A 16,563-nucleotide genomic window follows, 5' to 3' on the forward strand; every position below is an offset into this window, starting at 1 on the left:
TTTATAGAAAATTCACCGTTCACTCTTCACATTGGAATACTGCAAATTAGCAATTTCGAGGTTATAGCTTACTTCATAAGACCCTTTAGGGCCAACTTCTGTTTTGGTTTGAACCAGATTTTCGCGTAGATCGTAGATCAGCTCGCGTTCTTTGGGGTCAGCATTTTCCAGTTTATTAACATCGTTAATAACCATCGCTGTGGCAATGAAGTCGTCTTTAGGGTAAAAGAACGTGCCTTTATCGCCCAGTGATTCATCGATGGTGAAGCCAACCCTCTTACCTATACGGGTAGTGATTGGGGCACATAAAACGTGGAAATTGTCAATGGGCATCTGGGCTGCCAGTACTACACCTGCCCTGGCCAATACCTGGCTACCGATACCCATGCCGGCCACTTCTTTTGAGTTCCACATGGCACAGATCTCTGCACTGCCGCTTCTGACCATATCATATATTTTCGGATCGTATTTACCGATAGCAGTTTCTATAGGCAGGGGCAATATACCGTCTGCCAGTTGTACACGGGCACCGCCGTATGTTTTGGTACGTGTTTCATCCTCTACAATAATCACGATGCTATTTTCATGGTGCATCCAGTCCGCACTGCCGGATGTGATCTTCGCAATGCCAAAGTATATTTCCAATAGCCGGAGATGGCCGTTATAAAAACGAAGACAGGCCTCCGGGTCATCTGGTGCTTTAAAAGCCCTTACTGTAATCATGATATTGCATCTGGGTACTCCTTAAAAAAGATCAGGCCGGGAAATGAGCGGACCGGCAATTGCGGTTTCGATTGCAAAGGACATCTATTTCCACTTATCCCGAATTATTAAACAATTATTTGTTCAAAATCCACATAATACCTGCCAGAGCTTTTGAACTGATCGAGCAGAATTCTCCTGCAGGTATCCGTTACTACGGCTCCGCCCAGTACAACGGAGGATGCCAGTTGAGGCCAGGTCGTAATCGTTTTTCCTATCTGGCCTAAAGAGTATTTCATTCTTTCGGACATGTCATCCAGTGCAACCATAGGACGGAATATGGGTAGTTTCTCTGCATCCGTAAGCCCCTGAAGGCTTTTCAGATCTATATCGGGTATGAATCCGTGCAATAAGGGTCTGTCGGGTTCCAGGTCAAAACGTTCTACATCCACCATGCCCCTGTCATTGGTATCCATTACAACAGGTATGCCGAGGGACTTGGCTTTCATTCTGCTTAATATTTTTATGTCGATGCCGTCACATTCTTCTACCAGGATATCCAGGTTACCGCCTTTGGTAAAGAAGTCATCCAGATTTTCTTCAGTGGCGCCATCTGTATAAATGACAACTTTGATAAACGGGTCCAGCTCCGCTATTTCGCGGGCTGCTATCACCACTTTATGGACCTGTATACTGTGAATGCCAGTACGGATCCTGTTCATATTGGTCAGCTCTACCTTGTCAAAATCGGTCAGCCTTAATTCCCCGCATGTTCTTTCCATGGCGAGGGTAAGTGCGATGGATTGCCCTACGGAGAGTCCAATAATACCTATTTTCTTACCGCTCAGCATGGCGATCTCCTCATCGGTGATCTTTTGTTTATTCCTGCTGGTACGTAGTTCAATGAAGTCTTTTTCGTCAACAATGTGTACTACCCGGTGCGACCAAGGGTAATACACCCATACGCCAAAGGCATGAAGCGATGTAGTACCAACATATTCGCTGATCTTTTGTTCAGATTCTTCTTCGGTGAGCCGTTTGGTAGGGTTGCGGATCTTCATCAGCTCTTTTAGCTGGGAATGAATCTGATCATATATGCGTATATGAGGATTTGCCGCTAATAAAGCCAGTAAATCGGCATATTGTTCTTCCTGCTGCAAGCGATAAAATACTGGTGTATAATTATCCGGCTCCTTCCGTTGCTGATTGATATAATGCTCTAGTTCTGTCATTTTGCCTGGCATATAATTTTATGAACAATAATGGCAATTCAAAATGGTATATGTATGGTCAATTAGTTAGTATGTTAGTATTAAGTGTACTCTGGCATGGTAAAGGCCTGATGACAAAGGCAAGCTCGTTAATTCACTACATATATCATATACTCACTATGTAGTTCGGGATAAATGTTGTTTTAAGTAATACAAGTAAAGAAAAAGTTAAAGTTTCACATGAAAGCGTATGGTAAAATAACAATTAATTTGAAAAGATTGCGAAATGACATCGTTATTTTAGTGAGAATCTGTGTTTTAATGACAATTGTTTGATGGCGGATGCAACTCATGAAATAAATTTCTATAATATTGGTGTAGAATTTGCTGCTTTGCAGTTACCATTGAAGTTCTTTATTCATCATAATTTTAATGCCTTAGTATATGAACAAGAGAGAATTTATAAAGCTCGCCGGGCTGGCTGGTGTAGCAGCTTTGAGCAATCCCTCCGGTATAGTAGCTGCTCCTGCGGCCCACAGAGGAATGTCCGTTTTAGACGGTAATGCAAAAGCTCCCTTTGAAGTACCACCTTTACCTTATAGCTACGATGCTTTAGAGCCGCATATTGACAAGACGACGATGGAGATCCACCATGACAAACACCATGGCGCCTACGTTAAGAACCTGAACGATGCCGTAAAAGGAACATCTTACGAAAATCTTTCACTTGAAGAGATCCTCGCAAAAGTAAAAGCTGACGATAAGGCTGTACGCAATAACGCTGGAGGACATTATAACCACTCTCTCTTCTGGAAGCTCTTGTCTCCACAAAAAACGACACCTTCAGATAAAGTGAAAACCGCTATTAACAGTACTTTCACTTCTTTTGAAAAGTTCCAGGACACCTTCAATGCTGCCGCTAAAGGGGTATTTGGCTCCGGATGGGCGTGGCTGATAGTAACGCCCGGCAAGAAACTGGCCGTTATTTCTACGCCTAACCAGGACAACCCGTTAATGGATAACATTGCGAAAGACCGTGGTACGCCTATCCTGGGACTTGATGTATGGGAACATGCTTACTACCTGAAATATCACAACGTTCGTGCTGATTATGTTACTGCTTTCTGGAATCTTGTAAACTGGAATGAGGTGGATAAATTATACACTGCGGCTATAAAATAACTGGTACGGCTAGTACCAAAAAGAGAAGGCGTCCGCGATGAGTGGACGCCTTCTCTTTTTGGTATATTAATTATGTCATTTTCTCTTAAAGAATACGAAACGTTCTTCTCACCAATTGTTTTCAGGTTCGGGTCTTTTCTCCATGATGCGCTGTCTTCATTCCAAATCAACAAAAACTACGTCAGGTCAGACCAATGACTGGCTCCGCATCCACCTCAGGAGATGATTTCATCCTTCTCTGATGGAACAGTGTGTAAATAACCAGGCTGCTGGTAGTACCGATAATACTTCCTGCATATACATCCACAAAAAAGTGCTGTGCCAGGTAAATTCTTGAGTAAGCGGCTAATAATGCCAGTGTTAGGAACGCAAATCCGGAGAATTTATTCCCGCAGATCAGTGTCAAAAAGGTGAACATGGCAAAAGCAGTTGTTGTATGCCCTGATGGGAAACTACAGGAGCCATGTACAGATACCCATTTTACAGTGTGTACCAGTGCCGATGTATCGGCAAAATAAAGAATGGGTCTTGGCTCATTGTAATAATGCTTGGCCACCTGTACAATGATCGTCACCAGCAGCAATATAGCTCCTGCACTCAAAAACAGTTTATATTTTCTTAAGGCCAGTATAACGGCCAGCATAATAGCAAAGGTAATACCGTCTCCGATGTAGGTAATACCCGTCATGACAACATCTGCCCATGGCGCATGCGCATGGTTGATGGCCAGAAATAGTTCTTCGTGTGTGAAAAAGGCCTGTAACAAAGCTCCTCCAACAATCCATAAAAGGAATGGTAAGAAGAAGCTGGCATTCTTCCCTAACAGTGTTGTAAGTGTTTTCATAGCTGTAGGTTGTGACCTCCCCATAAGCCGGAACTTCGCACTTGGGTTTTCAGATATTTCCGTTAATACAGGCACAGAATAGTCCTGCATGGCAAACAAAGTCTGCCCCGAAAGTGAATGCTGAAAATCTTGCAGCGAATAGCTAAAGGCTTGTGGCTGTCAAGTTGTAGGCTTTGTGTTAAATCTTTTAAAGAGCTTTTTGATATTATCAAAGATTCTGAAATAAAACTCCTTGTTAAAGAGTTGAGAATCATTCAACGCTTTGTATATCAGGAACATGGCAATAGGAATAAGGACTATGTTGGAGAGCCACATACCACTCCAGGTGGTCATCACATCTTTTCTGGCCATCTTCTCTCCAACCATGAAAAATATGTTAAAAATCACAAAAAACACAACAGCAAATATCAAAGGCGTGCCCAGACCGCCTTTCCGGATAATGGAACCCAGTGGTGCGCCTATCAGGAACATCACGATACAGGAAAAGGCCAGTGTAAATTTGCGCTGCCATTCCACTTTATGCAGCAGAAGGGTACTGTGCTTATCGCCAAATTCACGGGCAGGACCTTCCAGGTTATTCTGTCCGTCACGGATGTTCTGTTCTGCCCTTTCGAGTACATAACGGAGCGATTTCTCTGGAATCACATCCCTAAAGGAGGCGACGTTAGCAGCCAAAGGCGCTGCTTTGGCCAGCCAGCCGGTATCGTTCCATTTATAGAAAGGATAACGGGTAGTGATATAGGCATTGACAGTGCGCGAAAACAGTTTTTCTTCTTTATACAGGGAATCTATCGCCTTATCGAGTTGTCTAACGTTCAGCATTTGCTGGTTGGACGCAAAAAGACCTATATCCAACCTGCTGAAGGCGAAGGAACTGAGGTCAAAGGCTTTTTTGTATTCTCTGAAACCAAGGCGGATCAGTTCTCCCGGCTCATTGGCACTGCGGCTATTACGTTCTTCATAGCGCCAGCCTTTTTCCAGTACGAAGTACAGGAAGCGTTTGTCAGGAGAAAGCAGCATGGTGCCTTTCTCAGCCAGGATAACCTTATCGCCTCCACCTGGAGTGTGGTCGATGATCATTACCTGGTGAATGGTTTTGTTGTCGCTTTCTTTCTGGGCTACCTTGATGGTATAATCGGGAATATCGGTATAGAACACACCTGCCTTGATGTTGAATGCGGGTTTTGAGTTGGTAATATCGTACAGCAGCGACTTAGCCCGGAGGTTGGCCACTGGCAGGGCGTAGTTGTTAAAAAGGAAGGCCAGGACAGCGATGGTGGCGCAGACCATGAGCAGCGGACGCATGAAGCGGGTAAGGGAGATACCCGATGATTTTAGGGCCACCAGTTCGAAACTTTCTCCCAGGTTACCGAAGGTCATGATGGATGACAGTAGCACTGCCAGTGGGAGCGCCAGCGATACCAGGTTAGCGCTGGTATAGGTGATCAGTTCAATGATCACCGGCGTATCAAGACCTTTACCTACGAGGTCGTCAATGTACTTCCACAGAAACTGCATCACCAGTACGAACAGGGTCACAAAGAAGGTAGCCACGAATGGCCCCATGAACGTTTTTATGATGAGCTTATCCAGTTTTTTCACTACCTGCGTATAATGTTGGTTCGATGCCTTATGTGCTCTGTATATGCACATAAGGGCTACAAATTTAATATCATTTATGAAAGTGATATCAAGTAAGGATTAAAATTATAGTTAAATTTCCCAGGAAAGGAAGATGCGGGTGTAAATTTGTCAAATGGATACAGTTTCACTGACAGCGGAAGAGCGAGCGCTAGTTGTAAATGCTGAATGGTTGTATTTGAAAAACAATGTCTTACAGAAAGTGATGGCATTGATGGGGCAGTTACACCAGGCGCTGGAGGTACATCCGGCTACAAAACAATTTCCATTTCCGGGCCAAACGTTACAGACGGGAGGAAAGATATCAAAGGGAGAACGGTACAAGGAATTGCCTTATATCATACTGGATTATCCCCGTTTTTTCACCAGGGACAACATTTTCGCATTCCGCACCATGTTCTGGTGGGGACATTACTTCATTGCCACCCTGCATCTGGCAGGAGAGGAAAAGGAAAGATATAGTGACGCGATTGCTTCGGCCTGGCAGCAGCTGGCGGTGCATCAGTTTCAGATCTACCTTCAGGAAGACCCCTGGCATCACGATTTAGAGAATGGGAATTACAAATTAATATCGGCTATACCGGTACTGGAATTCAAGCAGCTGATAGCCCGGCGTCCTTTTATTAAACTTGCTAAACCTTACAGTTTTGAAGAATGGGGAAAGATAATTCCGGAAGTAGTAAGAGATTATGCTCTTTTGCTACAGGTACTGGTCAATAGTGACTGACCGGTTAGTTACCTATCCTATGGAAAAGGTCTTTTACCTGGTAATCCCACAACTGGCTCTGGTCGGCTATCTCTTTCTTTTCTGCAAAATCTCTAACGATCAGAATTGTTTCATTAGTCACTTCGGAGATCTGTATGCGAAATTCAAAGAATTCTTCCTTGGGCGCATGTTTCCAATGTAAACGGATAAATTCATCTTCTTCCTGTTCAAGTACTTCTGCCTCTTCGGTGGAACCATTCCATGAAAAGGAGAAAACACTGTCCCTGTAATCTACTTTATCTGCGAACCACTCCTGCAAACCCGCCGGAGTGGAAAGGAATTCGTATAAGATACTGGGTGAGCACCGTACCGGGTATTCCAACTCATATTGCACTTTCTTAGACATCGCTCAAGTAATTAGTAAATCAATAGCATCTGGCTGCAATTATAGAAAATTATTTATTCTGTCAAAATTATTTTGCAATTTTTTTTAATAATTGACGAAAATCTTGTACACTTTATAAATAACAATTCTATTAGGAAAATAATCAATACATTAGCAATCTGCACCATTTGTCTTCACGGCTTTTGTGGGAAAACCCGTATTTAAAGGTTCCAATATTAAGTTGTGAATGATGAAACGTTTTTGCTTAAAAATGGTTTAACAACTAATTATTTTTTTTGTGAGCTTTCTAAAAAAACTTATTTTTGTCAGGCATTCATCAAATAGGGTAACATTTTATTAACCTGTAACTGTTCCGATTCTTTATGTCAATGCGCCAACTCAAAATCACGAAATCCATCACGAATAGGGAGTCCCAATCCCTGGAAAAATATCTGCAGGAAATTGGGAAGGTGGATTTAATTACTCCGGAGGAAGAAGTGAACCTGGCTATCCGCATTAAGCAAGGGGATCAGAGAGCGTTGGAAAAGCTTACGAAAGCTAATCTCCGTTTTGTGGTGTCTGTTGCGAAGCAATATCAGAACCAGGGTTTATCTCTCAGTGACCTGATCAACGAGGGGAATCTGGGTCTGATCAAAGCCGCACAGCGTTTTGACGAAACTCGTGGTTTCAAGTTTATTTCCTATGCCGTATGGTGGATTCGTCAATCTATCCTCCAGGCATTGGCAGAACAGAGCCGTATTGTACGTCTGCCGCTGAACAAAGTTGGTTTGAGCAATAAGATCAGCAAGGCATATTCCCAATTGGAACAGGAATTTGAAAGAGAGCCGTCTCCAGACGAACTGGCCACCATCCTCGAGATCAATACGGAAGAAGTAGAAGCCACTTTAGGCGTTGCTGCCCGTCACGTATCCATGGATGCGCCGTTCATTGATGGTGAAGACAACTCTCTGCTGGATGTACTCGCTAATCCAAATGCAGTAAATGCAGATGAAGAACTGGATCATCACGATTCACTGCGCCGCGAAATAGAACGCTCTTTGTCTACGCTTACAGACAGGCAGAAAGATGTGATCATCCTCTACTTCGGTATAGCGGTGGAACATCCAATGTCACTGGAAGATATAGGCGAAAAATTTGGCCTGACCCGCGAGAGGGTACGTCAGATCAAGGACAAAGCGATCACTAAATTACGTACCACATCCCGCAGCAAACTGCTGAGAAATTACCTGGGAAGTTGATTACAATCGTTTTCAAAGCAGAGAAGTAACGAACTTTATATAAGAAAAGGTGAATATCGGGGAGATATTCACCTTTTTTCGTTATTTGCGGCCTTCTGGTGGTTTAGAAGATACTTTATATTATTTTTGCAGCCCCTGAAGCTATAAGTCCGCAGAGGACGGATAGCAGAACAGCAAAAAATTAAACAGGACAAAAATGTTTGAATCATTATCAGAGCGGCTCGACTCGGCGTTTAAACAACTGAAAGGCGAAGGCCGTATCAGTGAGATCAACGTAGCTTCTACAGTGAAAGAAATACGCCGTGCGCTGGTAGATGCTGATGTTAACTATAAAATTGCAAAGGACTTTACAGACCGTGTAAGGGAAAAAGCCCTGGGTGAAAAGGTAATTACCGCCATTTCTCCCGGACAGCTGATGGTGAAGATCGTGAAGGATGAACTGGCTGAGCTGATGGGTGGTACCGAAGCCGAGCTGGATACGAAGGCAAATCCTACCGTGATATTGATCGCAGGCTTACAGGGTTCCGGTAAAACAACTTTTTCCGGTAAACTGGCTAACTTCCTCAAAACAAAGAAAGCTAAGAAACCTCTGCTGGTAGCGGCTGACATTTACCGTCCGGCGGCTATCGATCAGCTGAAAGTGCTGGGTGAGCAGATAGGGGTGGAGGTATATAGTGAACCTGAGAACAAGGATGCGGTAAAGATCGCACAGAATGCGGTCCAGCATGCGAAGCAGCAGGGGAACAACATTATCATCATCGATACTGCCGGCCGTCTGGCTGTTGATGAGGTGATGATGACTGAGGTAGCTAATGTAAAGGCTGCCGTGAAACCGAACGAGATCCTGTTCGTGGTAGACTCCATGACGGGGCAGGATGCGGTGAATACAGCCAAAGCGTTCAATGATCGCCTGGACTTCAGCGGGGTTGTACTGACCAAACTGGACGGTGATACCCGTGGTGGTGCGGCCCTCACTATCAAGTACACAGTAGAGAAGCCCATCAAGTTCGTGAGCATGGGCGAAAAGCTGGACACGTTGGATGTATTCTATCCTGAGCGTATGGCACAGCGTATCCTGGGGATGGGAGATATCACCACCCTGGTAGAGCGTGCCCAGGCGCAGTTCGACGAAGAGCAGGCGAAGAAACTGGAGAAGAAGATCCGTCAGAACCAGTTCGACTTCGAAGATTTCCGCGAACAGCTGCAGCAGATCAAAAAAATGGGTAACTTGAAGGACCTGATGGGAATGATTCCAGGGGTCGGAAAGGCTATAAAAGATATTGACATCAGTGACGACGCATTTAAGGGCATTGAAGCTATGATTGGTTCCATGACGCCGTATGAGCGGAATAATCCAGATATTATCGATGGCAGCCGCCGTAAGCGTATTGCGAAAGGCGCCGGAAAAAATATCCAGGATGTGAACCAGTTTATGAAGCAGTTTGACCAGATGCGACAGATGATGAAGATGATGAACAAGTTTGGAGCCGGTGGTAAAGGAATGAAAGCCTTTGGCAGATAAAATTTAGTTAAGGGTTTGCAATTTGTAGACTTTTAACAGAAAATATTTTGAACTGTCGGGTTTAAAAATTACCTTTGCTGCCCCAAAGAAATATTTTTTTTCATAACTCGCAAAAAAATAACTCGAATTATTTATGCCAGTAAAAATCAGACTACAACGTCATGGCGCTAAGAAGAGACCTTTTTATTTTATCGTAGTTGCCGATGCTCGCGCGCCTAGAGATGGTAAATTCATCCAGAAGATCGGTACTTACAATCCGCTGACTGTTCCTGCCTCTATCAACATTGATACAGAAAAGGCACTGCGTTGGTTGCAGAAAGGTGCACAACCTACAGACACCGTAAGAAGAATCCTGTCATTCAAAGGTGTTCTTTACCTGAAACACCTGTTGAGAGGTGTGAAACTGGGTCTGTTCGATGAGCCTACCGCTTTCCAGAAATTCGAACAATGGCAGGCTGAACACGAGCAGAAAGTTGCTGCCCGTCGTGACAGTCACAAAAAAGCTAGAGTTGCAACTCCTATCGTAAGAAGAGTAGAGGATAGTCCTGCTCAGCCAGAAGGTGGTGAAGCATAATCTAAGCTTTTGAATCATATTGAAAGGGAAATATTTGTACGCAAATATTTCCCTTTTTCATAGCCGGAAGGGTAATCACATATGAATAATTACTTCAGCATAGGGAAACTGGTATCGGTATTTGGATTACAGGGAGAATTCATCCTCAAGCATAGCCTGGGGAAAAAGACATCCCTGCCCGGAGTGGAAGCATTGTTCCTGGAAGAACGCAAGAACAGCTTTATTCCTTACTTCGTTCAGAAGACCAGCGTGAAGGATCATGAACATGTGTTTGTCAAGCTGGAGGGAATAGACACGAAAGAAGCTGCCCGAAAGTTGATACAGGTGCCTGTTTATCTCGGAGAAGACGACTTTAAAAAACAGGCAGCCTCTTCTTCGCCTTTGTCCATGCTTGGATATACAGTGCATGACAAACAGCAGGGAGAGCTGGGAGTGATCGAAGAAGTAATAGAAATGCCGATGCAGGTGCTCGTAAAGGTGATGTTCCGGGAGAAAGAGATGCTGTTACCACTCAACGAGCAATCGCTTGTGAAAGTGGACAAAAAACACCAGGTTGTGCATGTGGATCTTCCGGAGGGCCTCCTGGATATCTATCTGGAATAAGAAAGGCATTTATTGTTCACTATGGCCTGTAAAACGGGTCGGTTGAGTCATTAAATATGAGAATTGATATCATTACAGTACAACCGGGTTTGCTGGAAAGTCCCTTTTCACATTCGATACTGAAGCGGGCACAGACAAAAGGTCTCCTGGAAGTACATACACATAATCTGCGGGATTATTCCACGCTCAAGCATAACCAGGTAGATGACTACCAGTTTGGAGGAGGGGCAGGTATGGTAATGATGCTGGAGCCGGTGGTAAATGCCATTGAGAGTCTGCAGGCGAAGGTAAAATACGATGAGGTGATCTACCTGACGCCCGACGGGGAAACCCTGAACCAGCGGATCGCGAATCAATTATCCCTGAAAGGGAATCTGTTGCTGTTATGTGGTCACTATAAAGGCATCGACGAGCGCATCCGTGTTCACTTCGTTACAAAAGAGATCTCTATAGGAGATTATGTGCTGTCTGGCGGAGAGCTGGCAGCAGCGGTACTGGTAGATGCCATTGGCAGGCTGATACCCGGTGTACTGAACGATGAGACATCTGCTTTATTGGATTCATTCCAGGACAACCTGCTGGCGCCTCCTGTATATACCCGACCTGAAGAGTTCAGGGGATGGCGGGTACCTGATGTGCTGTTAAGCGGGGATCACAAGAAAATTGACAACTGGCGGCATGACCAGGCGCTGGAGCGCACAAAGGAACGTCGCCCGGATCTGTTATAAAATAAGGTTGGTAGTCAACTGTTTGAAAAATTATTCTTTAATAAAAGGGCCTGTTATTTGGAAGTTGTGAATTTCTCAGTTACCTTTGCAGTCCGATAAATATTTGAAAGATGAACGCTATTTCTTTTGTTCACGAGCAACTGACAGGTAAGAAATCATACCCGAAGTTTAAAGCCGGTGACAACGTCACTGTTAACTATAAAATTGTTGAAGGTAACAAGGAAAGAATCCAGTCCTTCAAAGGTGATGTTTTGAAAGTACAGGGTACTGGTGCAACTGTATCCTTTACAGTAAGAAAAATTTCCGATGGTGTTGGTGTAGAAAGGGTATTCCCACTGTTCTCTCCTCACATCGATGGTATCATCCTGAACAAGGTTGGTAAAGTAAGAAGGGCTAAACTGTTCTACCTGCGCGAACGTGCTGGTAAGGCTGCCCGTATCAAAGAGAAAAGGGTTTAGTATAAATACAGGGAAATTAGTGATAACGGGGACCGTTTGGGTTCCCGTTTTTTTCATGTCTATGGAAACCGGATGCCACGTAGAGGGAAACTCTTAAAATAGAATTAAAACTTTGCAGGTCATATCAGGTATACCTAAATCCCGAATATATTTACCTATCTTTGTTTGCTTAACGTTTAAAACTGAGAAAATGACTGCCGTTATCGTTAAATCACCACTTTTATTATTCCAGGAATTAGGTATGACAGAATTACTTTTGATCGCTTTGGTTGTATTGCTGTTGTTTGGTGGTAAGAAAATTCCAGAACTGATGCGTGGCCTTGGTAAAGGTATCCGTGAGTTCAACGACGCAAAGAACAATGTGCGTAAAGAGATCGAAGATGGTATGAAAGACCAGCCAGCTACGACTGACCACAAGAATGCCTAATTAATACCTGTCCGCAGGAAATTGGAATTTCTCGTTTCTTTGATTCAAACGTGAATAGGGATAGTGTGCCTGTGAAAGGGATTGCATCAATCACTGTATTAGCTGCTATATACCAATATGCCAACTGAACCATACCCGGTTCCCGGCTTTCAAGTTTGACCTGAGCTATTATTTTATAAGAAATTAACTGGTTTGGCTTTGTCTGAATTCAGCAGTATATCGGCTTTTCAAGAAGCATTATACGCCGGCAGAACAACCTGTACGGAGATGGTACGGTATTATCTGTACCAGATTGAACAGACAAAACACCTGAATGCTTTTCTGGAAGTTTTTGAAGAGGAAGCCCTGTTAAAAGCGCATGCACTGGATACCCGTATCAAGAACGGGGAGCCTGTGGGAGCGCTTGCGGGCATTGTGATAGGCATTAAGGATGTTATCTGTTATAAAGGACATAAAGTAAGCGCTGCTTCTCGCATACTGGAGGGATTCACTTCCCTGTATTCTGCTACAGCTGTAGAAAGGCTGTTGGCGGAAGATGCTATTATCATTGGCAATCTCAACTGTGATGAATTCGCAATGGGATCTACCAATGAGAATTCGGCATATGGCCCGGTATTGAACGCATTAGATAATACCCGTGTACCGGGTGGGTCATCTGGCGGTTCGGCGGTGGCAGTACAGGCAGATCTTTGTATGGTGAGCCTGGGTAGTGATACCGGAGGGTCCGTAAGGCAACCGGCTGATTTCTGTGGTATTGTAGGACTGAAGCCAACTTATGGCCGTATATCCCGCTATGGCCTGATCGCTTATGCCTCATCCTTTGATCAGATAGGCATTTTTGGCAGGAATATTGCAGATGTGGCAAGGGTTCTGCAGGTGATCGCGGGACCAGACGGATATGACAGCACGGCATCTAAAGAGGAAGTACCTGATTATCAGACCCTGCACAATAAATCCTGGAAAATAGCGTATTTAAAAGACGCGTTGTTCCACCCCGGCCTCGATGAGGAAATGAAGAAAGGATATATCAGCTTTTTCGAAGAACTGGAGTCAGCAGGGGATTCAGTTACAGCAGCAGATTTCGCTTATCTCGATTATGTAGTTCCAGCATATTATGTGCTTACAACCGCAGAAGCTTCATCCAACCTTTCCCGGTTTGATGGAGTGAAATACGGACACAGGACGTCTCTTAAAAACCTGGAACTGGCCGACTTTTATAAGAAAAGCAGGTCTGAAGGTTTTGGAAAAGAGGTAAAACGGCGTATATTACTAGGGACTTTTGTACTTAGTGCGGGGTATTACGATGCCTACTTCACTAAAGCACAACAGGTTAGAAGACTGGTGGTAGATAAATTATCAGAGATCTTATCCCAGTATGATGCGATTATTATGCCAACAGTGCCTTCAACGGCATTTAAAATAGGCGAAAAAGCGGACGATCCAATAGCCATGTACCTGGCAGATATTTACACGGTACTGGCAAATCTGGCTGGGGTACCGGCAATTTCGGTACCTTTGCAGCGGCATTCAAACGGAATGCCATATGGTGTACAGATCATCACAAAGCAATTTAGCGAAGCAAACCTGTTAAGCATTGCGGAACACGTAATGCAATTACGGAGGGTTACTCCTGTTTAAAATAAATATGTGTATGAGGAAAATCTTTTTACTACTGCTGTTGCCAACTTTGGGTGCAGGGACTTTTGAAGCGATTGGTGGCAATGGTGTACCTAAAGAGATGGTTACTCCCTATGGAGGACCGGATACTACGGTACTGAACCACAAGATACGTTTACCTAAAGACACCGTTATTGTGCCTTCGGAAACGTCACAGACTGTGCGCAAAAATGCCCAGAGTCTTCCGTCCAGCATCAGCAGCCCTAAGGTCTATGAACAGATCAACAACAACATTGTAGCTGGATATATCAATAACTTTGCCAGCAGATACAGTCAACATCTGCAGGTAATGGTATCCAGAGGCCAGCCTTACTTTGTAATGGTGGAGAAAGTCTTCAGGGAACATGGTATTCCTGAGGAAATGAAATATCTCGCCGTAATCGAATCCAGCTTTAATACCAATGCACGCTCCCGTGTAGGAGCCGTAGGAGCCTGGCAGTTTATGTCCGGTACCGCGCGTATCTTCGGTCTCAGTGTGGGTAAAAAAGTGGACGAAAGAAAAGACTTCTACAAGTCTACTGTAGCAGCTGCCAAGTTCCTGAACGAACTGTACAACCAGTTCGGCGATTGGTTACTGGTAGTAGCTGCTTACAATTGTGGCCCCGGCGGCGTACAACGCGCTATGAACGCCAGCGGCCGCACAGATTTCTGGGGCATGCAGTACTTTCTGCCCGCAGAATCCCGCAATCACGTTTACAAATTCATCGCTACCGGTTATATCCTCGATAGGTTCAATAACTTCTTCGGTGTAGGCGATGACATGGGTAATACTGTAGTAAACGCTGCTCCAACTCCAGGCGCTGCTGTATCTAGCGAACTGACAGAAGAGGAAATGTTCAATACAGTGGAATTCAATATCTCCGGCAAATACCGCCTGGATGCTATTGCAAAGAAACTGGACATGGAACTGGGAGACCTGGAACATCTGAACCCGGATTTCGCTAAAATGATGGCAAGCCCGGAAAACAGCTACGACCTCCGAATTCCTAAGGACAAAATGAAGGAATTCCAGGCCGAGAAAGAAGATATCCTGAAAGAATCCTTGCAGATGATGCTGGATGATAAGGCAACCACTCTTGACAAGTCACGCTTCCCAGCTCCAGCTAAGTTAGCTGCTCCTGCTGAAGCTAAGGCTAAAAAGACTGTAACTGCTTCCAAAGCTAAGTCTACCAAATCTGGTAAATCAATAGCTAAGGGTAAGACTAAAGCAGCTACCGCTAAGAAGAAAACAGTAGCGAAGAAAACAACTGCTAAGAAGCCAGTAATTAAAAAGACGACTTTAAAGAAGACCTCTCTTCGTTAAACATAATTCCTCGAAAGAAAAAAGCCTGGTCATTTGATCAGGCTTTTTTCTTTTTCATTACTTTTGTATTTAGATATTTGTCTAAATATATAAATTATGAATACCGTTTTTAAAGCCCTGAATGATAAGACAAGACGGGATATCCTGGAGCTCTTAAAAGAAGGTGATAGAACCGCCGGTGAAATTGCCGATCACTTCAACTTTTCCAAACCCACTATTTCACATCATCTGGATCTGCTCCGGCAGGCCGAACTGATCGTGAGTGAAAAGCAGGGGCAATTTATTTCTTATTCCCTGAACACGACCGTGGTAGATGAGTTGTTGAAATGGGTATTGCAGTTTTCTTCAAATGCTTCAGAAAAAGCTAAAAATAAAAACCTGGGTTATGAAGGTCAATAATATTGAAAGAGAAATCCCTTTTGTACTGTTGTTTTTAATGCCCTGGGTAACATACTTGTTACTCCGGGAGCAGCTGCCTGCCGTGATCGCCTCGCACTATACAGTGGATGGTGGAAAATGGGTCGCGGATAGATATGCTTCCCCATTGGGATTAATGGCAGGATTGTCTGTTGCCGCCATTGTTGTGTATGTTTCCATGTCTTTGCCAGTAATGCTGAAGGGCCTCCGCCCGGAAATGAGCGCCGGTATGAATCAGTGGCTGTATTACTTCAAACTGGTAATAATCGCTTTTATGCTTGTGTTGCCGACATATTCGCTGCTTGCCGCTGGTCATAAGTTACCAGACTTCTCCGATGCGCATATTGCCAATGTTTCCATGATTCTTCTGCTGGTCATTCTCAATGCCTTTTTGTATTTGCTCTTTTCTCGGGTGAACAGGAATATGCCCAAACCAGTCTCTGAGAAATATTATAAGATCATCTGGGTGGGGACGCATATAGTGACCAGTGCCGGGCCGCTAATGGTGATTCTTTCCTCTCAGGGCATTCATGCGGAAAGATTGATACCCGAGTTGACGCTGCTTTTTATTGCCATATGCGGCAACCTGTTATATAATGTCCGTCCTAATTGGTATATGGGCATCAGAACGCCCTGGACATTACGCAATGAGGAAGTCTGGAGAAAGACTCACCATGTAGGGGGCGTATGGTGTTTTGCTGCAGGCATTGCAGGGTTTATCGTTTGTATTTTTGCCCCAGAAGGAATGCTTCGCTTCGTACTGTCGGCTGTGGTAATATTGATTAGCGTAGTAAGCATCGGTTATTCCTACTGGTTGTATCATAAGATCGTTACACATTGATATAATAAGAAAGCCGTCAGTATATGGCCTGCCCCCTAAAAGTTAGACACTTTTAGGGGGCTTTTTTATTATATCAGTACAAT

Annotated in this window: 18 protein-coding genes; 13 read left to right on the top strand and 5 right to left on the bottom strand. The window is 44.2% G+C overall.

Annotated features, from left to right (window positions below; genetic code table 11):
* Positions 1 to 12: 12 nt before the first annotated feature.
* The gene (locus CLV42_RS04335) at positions 13 to 723 is read right to left on the bottom strand and encodes a hypothetical protein (RefSeq protein ID WP_106600641.1); all 711 of its coding nucleotides are present in this window, start codon (positions 721 to 723) and stop codon (positions 13 to 15) included.
* Positions 724 to 830: 107 nt separating this feature from the next.
* Positions 831 to 1,934 (bottom strand): ThiF family adenylyltransferase, encoded by a 1,104-nt coding sequence (locus tag CLV42_RS04340; RefSeq protein ID WP_245901461.1) that lies wholly within the window; start codon positions 1,932 to 1,934, stop codon positions 831 to 833.
* A 423-nt stretch (positions 1,935 to 2,357) separates the two neighbouring features.
* Between CLV42_RS04340 and CLV42_RS04345 the strand changes: the two genes are divergently transcribed.
* The gene (locus tag CLV42_RS04345) at positions 2,358 to 3,095 is read left to right on the top strand and encodes a superoxide dismutase (protein ID WP_449384885.1); all 738 of its coding nucleotides are present in this window, start codon (positions 2,358 to 2,360) and stop codon (positions 3,093 to 3,095) included.
* 181 nt (positions 3,096 to 3,276) lie between these two features.
* On the opposite strand, the gene CLV42_RS04350 is transcribed toward CLV42_RS04345, so the two are convergent.
* Positions 3,277 to 3,939: a phosphatase PAP2 family protein gene (locus CLV42_RS04350; RefSeq protein ID WP_170117383.1), complete on the bottom strand. Its 663-nt coding sequence runs from the start codon at positions 3,937 to 3,939 to the stop codon at positions 3,277 to 3,279.
* 159 nt (positions 3,940 to 4,098) lie between these two features.
* Positions 4,099 to 5,592 (bottom strand): LptF/LptG family permease, encoded by a 1,494-nt coding sequence (locus CLV42_RS04355; RefSeq protein WP_245901462.1) that lies wholly within the window; start codon positions 5,590 to 5,592, stop codon positions 4,099 to 4,101.
* Between the two features lie 103 nt (positions 5,593 to 5,695).
* On the opposite strand from CLV42_RS04355, the gene CLV42_RS04360 reads away from it, so the two are divergent.
* A complete protein-coding gene (locus CLV42_RS04360; protein ID WP_106600644.1) occupies positions 5,696 to 6,307 on the top strand; it encodes a hypothetical protein in 612 nt (203 codons plus the stop codon).
* 4 nt (positions 6,308 to 6,311) lie between these two features.
* Here the strand turns inward: CLV42_RS04360 and CLV42_RS04365 are convergent, their stop codons facing one another.
* Complete coding sequence (locus CLV42_RS04365) at positions 6,312 to 6,692, bottom strand: START-like domain-containing protein (RefSeq protein ID WP_012788999.1); 381 nt, start codon at positions 6,690 to 6,692, stop codon at positions 6,312 to 6,314.
* Between the two features lie 368 nt (positions 6,693 to 7,060).
* On the opposite strand from CLV42_RS04365, the gene CLV42_RS04370 reads away from it, so the two are divergent.
* The 11 genes from CLV42_RS04370 to CLV42_RS04420 all read left to right on the top strand — a co-directional run bounded on the left by CLV42_RS04370 (position 7,061) and on the right by CLV42_RS04420 (position 16,480).
* Entirely contained in the window at positions 7,061 to 7,930 is an 870-nt protein-coding gene (locus CLV42_RS04370; RefSeq protein ID WP_044218015.1) for a sigma-70 family RNA polymerase sigma factor, read from the top strand.
* Positions 7,931 to 8,126: 196 nt separating this feature from the next.
* Complete coding sequence (gene ffh, locus CLV42_RS04375) at positions 8,127 to 9,452, top strand: signal recognition particle protein (RefSeq protein WP_106600645.1); 1,326 nt, start codon at positions 8,127 to 8,129, stop codon at positions 9,450 to 9,452.
* A gap of 133 nt (positions 9,453 to 9,585) precedes the next feature.
* A complete protein-coding gene (gene rpsP / locus CLV42_RS34545) occupies positions 9,586 to 10,026 on the top strand; it encodes a 30S ribosomal protein S16 (RefSeq protein ID WP_089834281.1) in 441 nt (146 codons plus the stop codon).
* 81 nt (positions 10,027 to 10,107) lie between these two features.
* A complete protein-coding gene (rimM, locus tag CLV42_RS04385) occupies positions 10,108 to 10,629 on the top strand; it encodes a ribosome maturation factor RimM (protein WP_106600646.1) in 522 nt (173 codons plus the stop codon).
* Between the two features lie 56 nt (positions 10,630 to 10,685).
* Positions 10,686 to 11,357 (top strand): tRNA (guanosine(37)-N1)-methyltransferase TrmD, encoded by a 672-nt coding sequence (gene trmD / locus CLV42_RS04390; RefSeq protein ID WP_106600647.1) that lies wholly within the window; start codon positions 10,686 to 10,688, stop codon positions 11,355 to 11,357.
* 110 nt (positions 11,358 to 11,467) lie between these two features.
* Entirely contained in the window at positions 11,468 to 11,815 is a 348-nt protein-coding gene (rplS, locus tag CLV42_RS04395) for a 50S ribosomal protein L19 (RefSeq protein WP_089834278.1), read from the top strand.
* A 190-nt stretch (positions 11,816 to 12,005) separates the two neighbouring features.
* A complete protein-coding gene (locus CLV42_RS04400) occupies positions 12,006 to 12,242 on the top strand; it encodes a Sec-independent protein translocase subunit TatA/TatB (protein ID WP_089834277.1) in 237 nt (78 codons plus the stop codon).
* A gap of 198 nt (positions 12,243 to 12,440) precedes the next feature.
* On the top strand, positions 12,441 to 13,880 hold the full coding sequence (gene gatA, locus CLV42_RS04405) for an Asp-tRNA(Asn)/Glu-tRNA(Gln) amidotransferase subunit GatA (RefSeq protein WP_106600729.1): 1,440 nt from the start codon (positions 12,441 to 12,443) through the stop codon (positions 13,878 to 13,880).
* Between the two features lie 13 nt (positions 13,881 to 13,893).
* Positions 13,894 to 15,222, top strand: a complete 1,329-nt coding sequence (locus CLV42_RS04410; RefSeq protein ID WP_170117384.1) for a lytic transglycosylase domain-containing protein — start codon at positions 13,894 to 13,896, stop codon at positions 15,220 to 15,222.
* Between the two features lie 96 nt (positions 15,223 to 15,318).
* The gene (locus tag CLV42_RS04415; RefSeq protein ID WP_106600649.1) at positions 15,319 to 15,621 is read left to right on the top strand and encodes an autorepressor SdpR family transcription factor; all 303 of its coding nucleotides are present in this window, start codon (positions 15,319 to 15,321) and stop codon (positions 15,619 to 15,621) included.
* Positions 15,608 to 16,480 carry an SdpI family protein gene (locus CLV42_RS04420; protein WP_170117385.1) on the top strand — a complete coding sequence of 291 codons (873 nt, stop codon included), beginning with the start codon at positions 15,608 to 15,610 and terminating at the stop codon, positions 16,478 to 16,480. Before CLV42_RS04415 ends, CLV42_RS04420 begins: the two co-directional genes overlap by 14 nt.
* The last annotated feature ends 83 nt before the right edge of the window (positions 16,481 to 16,563 follow it).

The organism is Chitinophaga ginsengisoli (genome assembly GCF_003014595.1).
Classification (GTDB): domain Bacteria; phylum Bacteroidota; class Bacteroidia; order Chitinophagales; family Chitinophagaceae; genus Chitinophaga; species Chitinophaga ginsengisoli.

What these genes read in the sequence shown, in the direction of transcription:
- CLV42_RS04370 (WP_044218015.1), top strand. Translation starts at nt 7,061, where the DNA reads ATGCGCCAACTCAAAATCACGAAATCCATCACGAATAGGGAGTCCCAA.
- CLV42_RS04350 (WP_170117383.1), bottom strand. Translation starts at nt 3,939, where the DNA reads ATGAAAACACTTACAACACTGTTAGGGAAGAATGCCAGCTTCTTCTTA.
- CLV42_RS04340 (WP_245901461.1), bottom strand. Translation starts at nt 1,934, where the DNA reads ATGACAGAACTAGAGCATTATATCAATCAGCAACGGAAGGAGCCGGAT.
- rplS (WP_089834278.1), top strand. Translation starts at nt 11,468, where the DNA reads ATGAACGCTATTTCTTTTGTTCACGAGCAACTGACAGGTAAGAAATCA.
- trmD (WP_106600647.1), top strand. Translation starts at nt 10,686, where the DNA reads ATGAGAATTGATATCATTACAGTACAACCGGGTTTGCTGGAAAGTCCC.
- CLV42_RS04420 (WP_170117385.1), top strand. Translation starts at nt 15,608, where the DNA reads ATGAAGGTCAATAATATTGAAAGAGAAATCCCTTTTGTACTGTTGTTT.
- CLV42_RS04415 (WP_106600649.1), top strand. Translation starts at nt 15,319, where the DNA reads ATGAATACCGTTTTTAAAGCCCTGAATGATAAGACAAGACGGGATATC.
- CLV42_RS04410 (WP_170117384.1), top strand. Translation starts at nt 13,894, where the DNA reads ATGAGGAAAATCTTTTTACTACTGCTGTTGCCAACTTTGGGTGCAGGG.
- CLV42_RS04360 (WP_106600644.1), top strand. Translation starts at nt 5,696, where the DNA reads ATGGATACAGTTTCACTGACAGCGGAAGAGCGAGCGCTAGTTGTAAAT.
- CLV42_RS04345 (WP_449384885.1), top strand. Translation starts at nt 2,358, where the DNA reads ATGAACAAGAGAGAATTTATAAAGCTCGCCGGGCTGGCTGGTGTAGCA.
- CLV42_RS04355 (WP_245901462.1), bottom strand. Translation starts at nt 5,592, where the DNA reads ATGTGCATATACAGAGCACATAAGGCATCGAACCAACATTATACGCAG.
- rpsP (WP_089834281.1), top strand. Translation starts at nt 9,586, where the DNA reads ATGCCAGTAAAAATCAGACTACAACGTCATGGCGCTAAGAAGAGACCT.
- CLV42_RS04365 (WP_012788999.1), bottom strand. Translation starts at nt 6,692, where the DNA reads ATGTCTAAGAAAGTGCAATATGAGTTGGAATACCCGGTACGGTGCTCA.
- ffh (WP_106600645.1), top strand. Translation starts at nt 8,127, where the DNA reads ATGTTTGAATCATTATCAGAGCGGCTCGACTCGGCGTTTAAACAACTG.
- rimM (WP_106600646.1), top strand. Translation starts at nt 10,108, where the DNA reads ATGAATAATTACTTCAGCATAGGGAAACTGGTATCGGTATTTGGATTA.
- CLV42_RS04335 (WP_106600641.1), bottom strand. Translation starts at nt 723, where the DNA reads ATGATTACAGTAAGGGCTTTTAAAGCACCAGATGACCCGGAGGCCTGT.
- CLV42_RS04400 (WP_089834277.1), top strand. Translation starts at nt 12,006, where the DNA reads ATGACTGCCGTTATCGTTAAATCACCACTTTTATTATTCCAGGAATTA.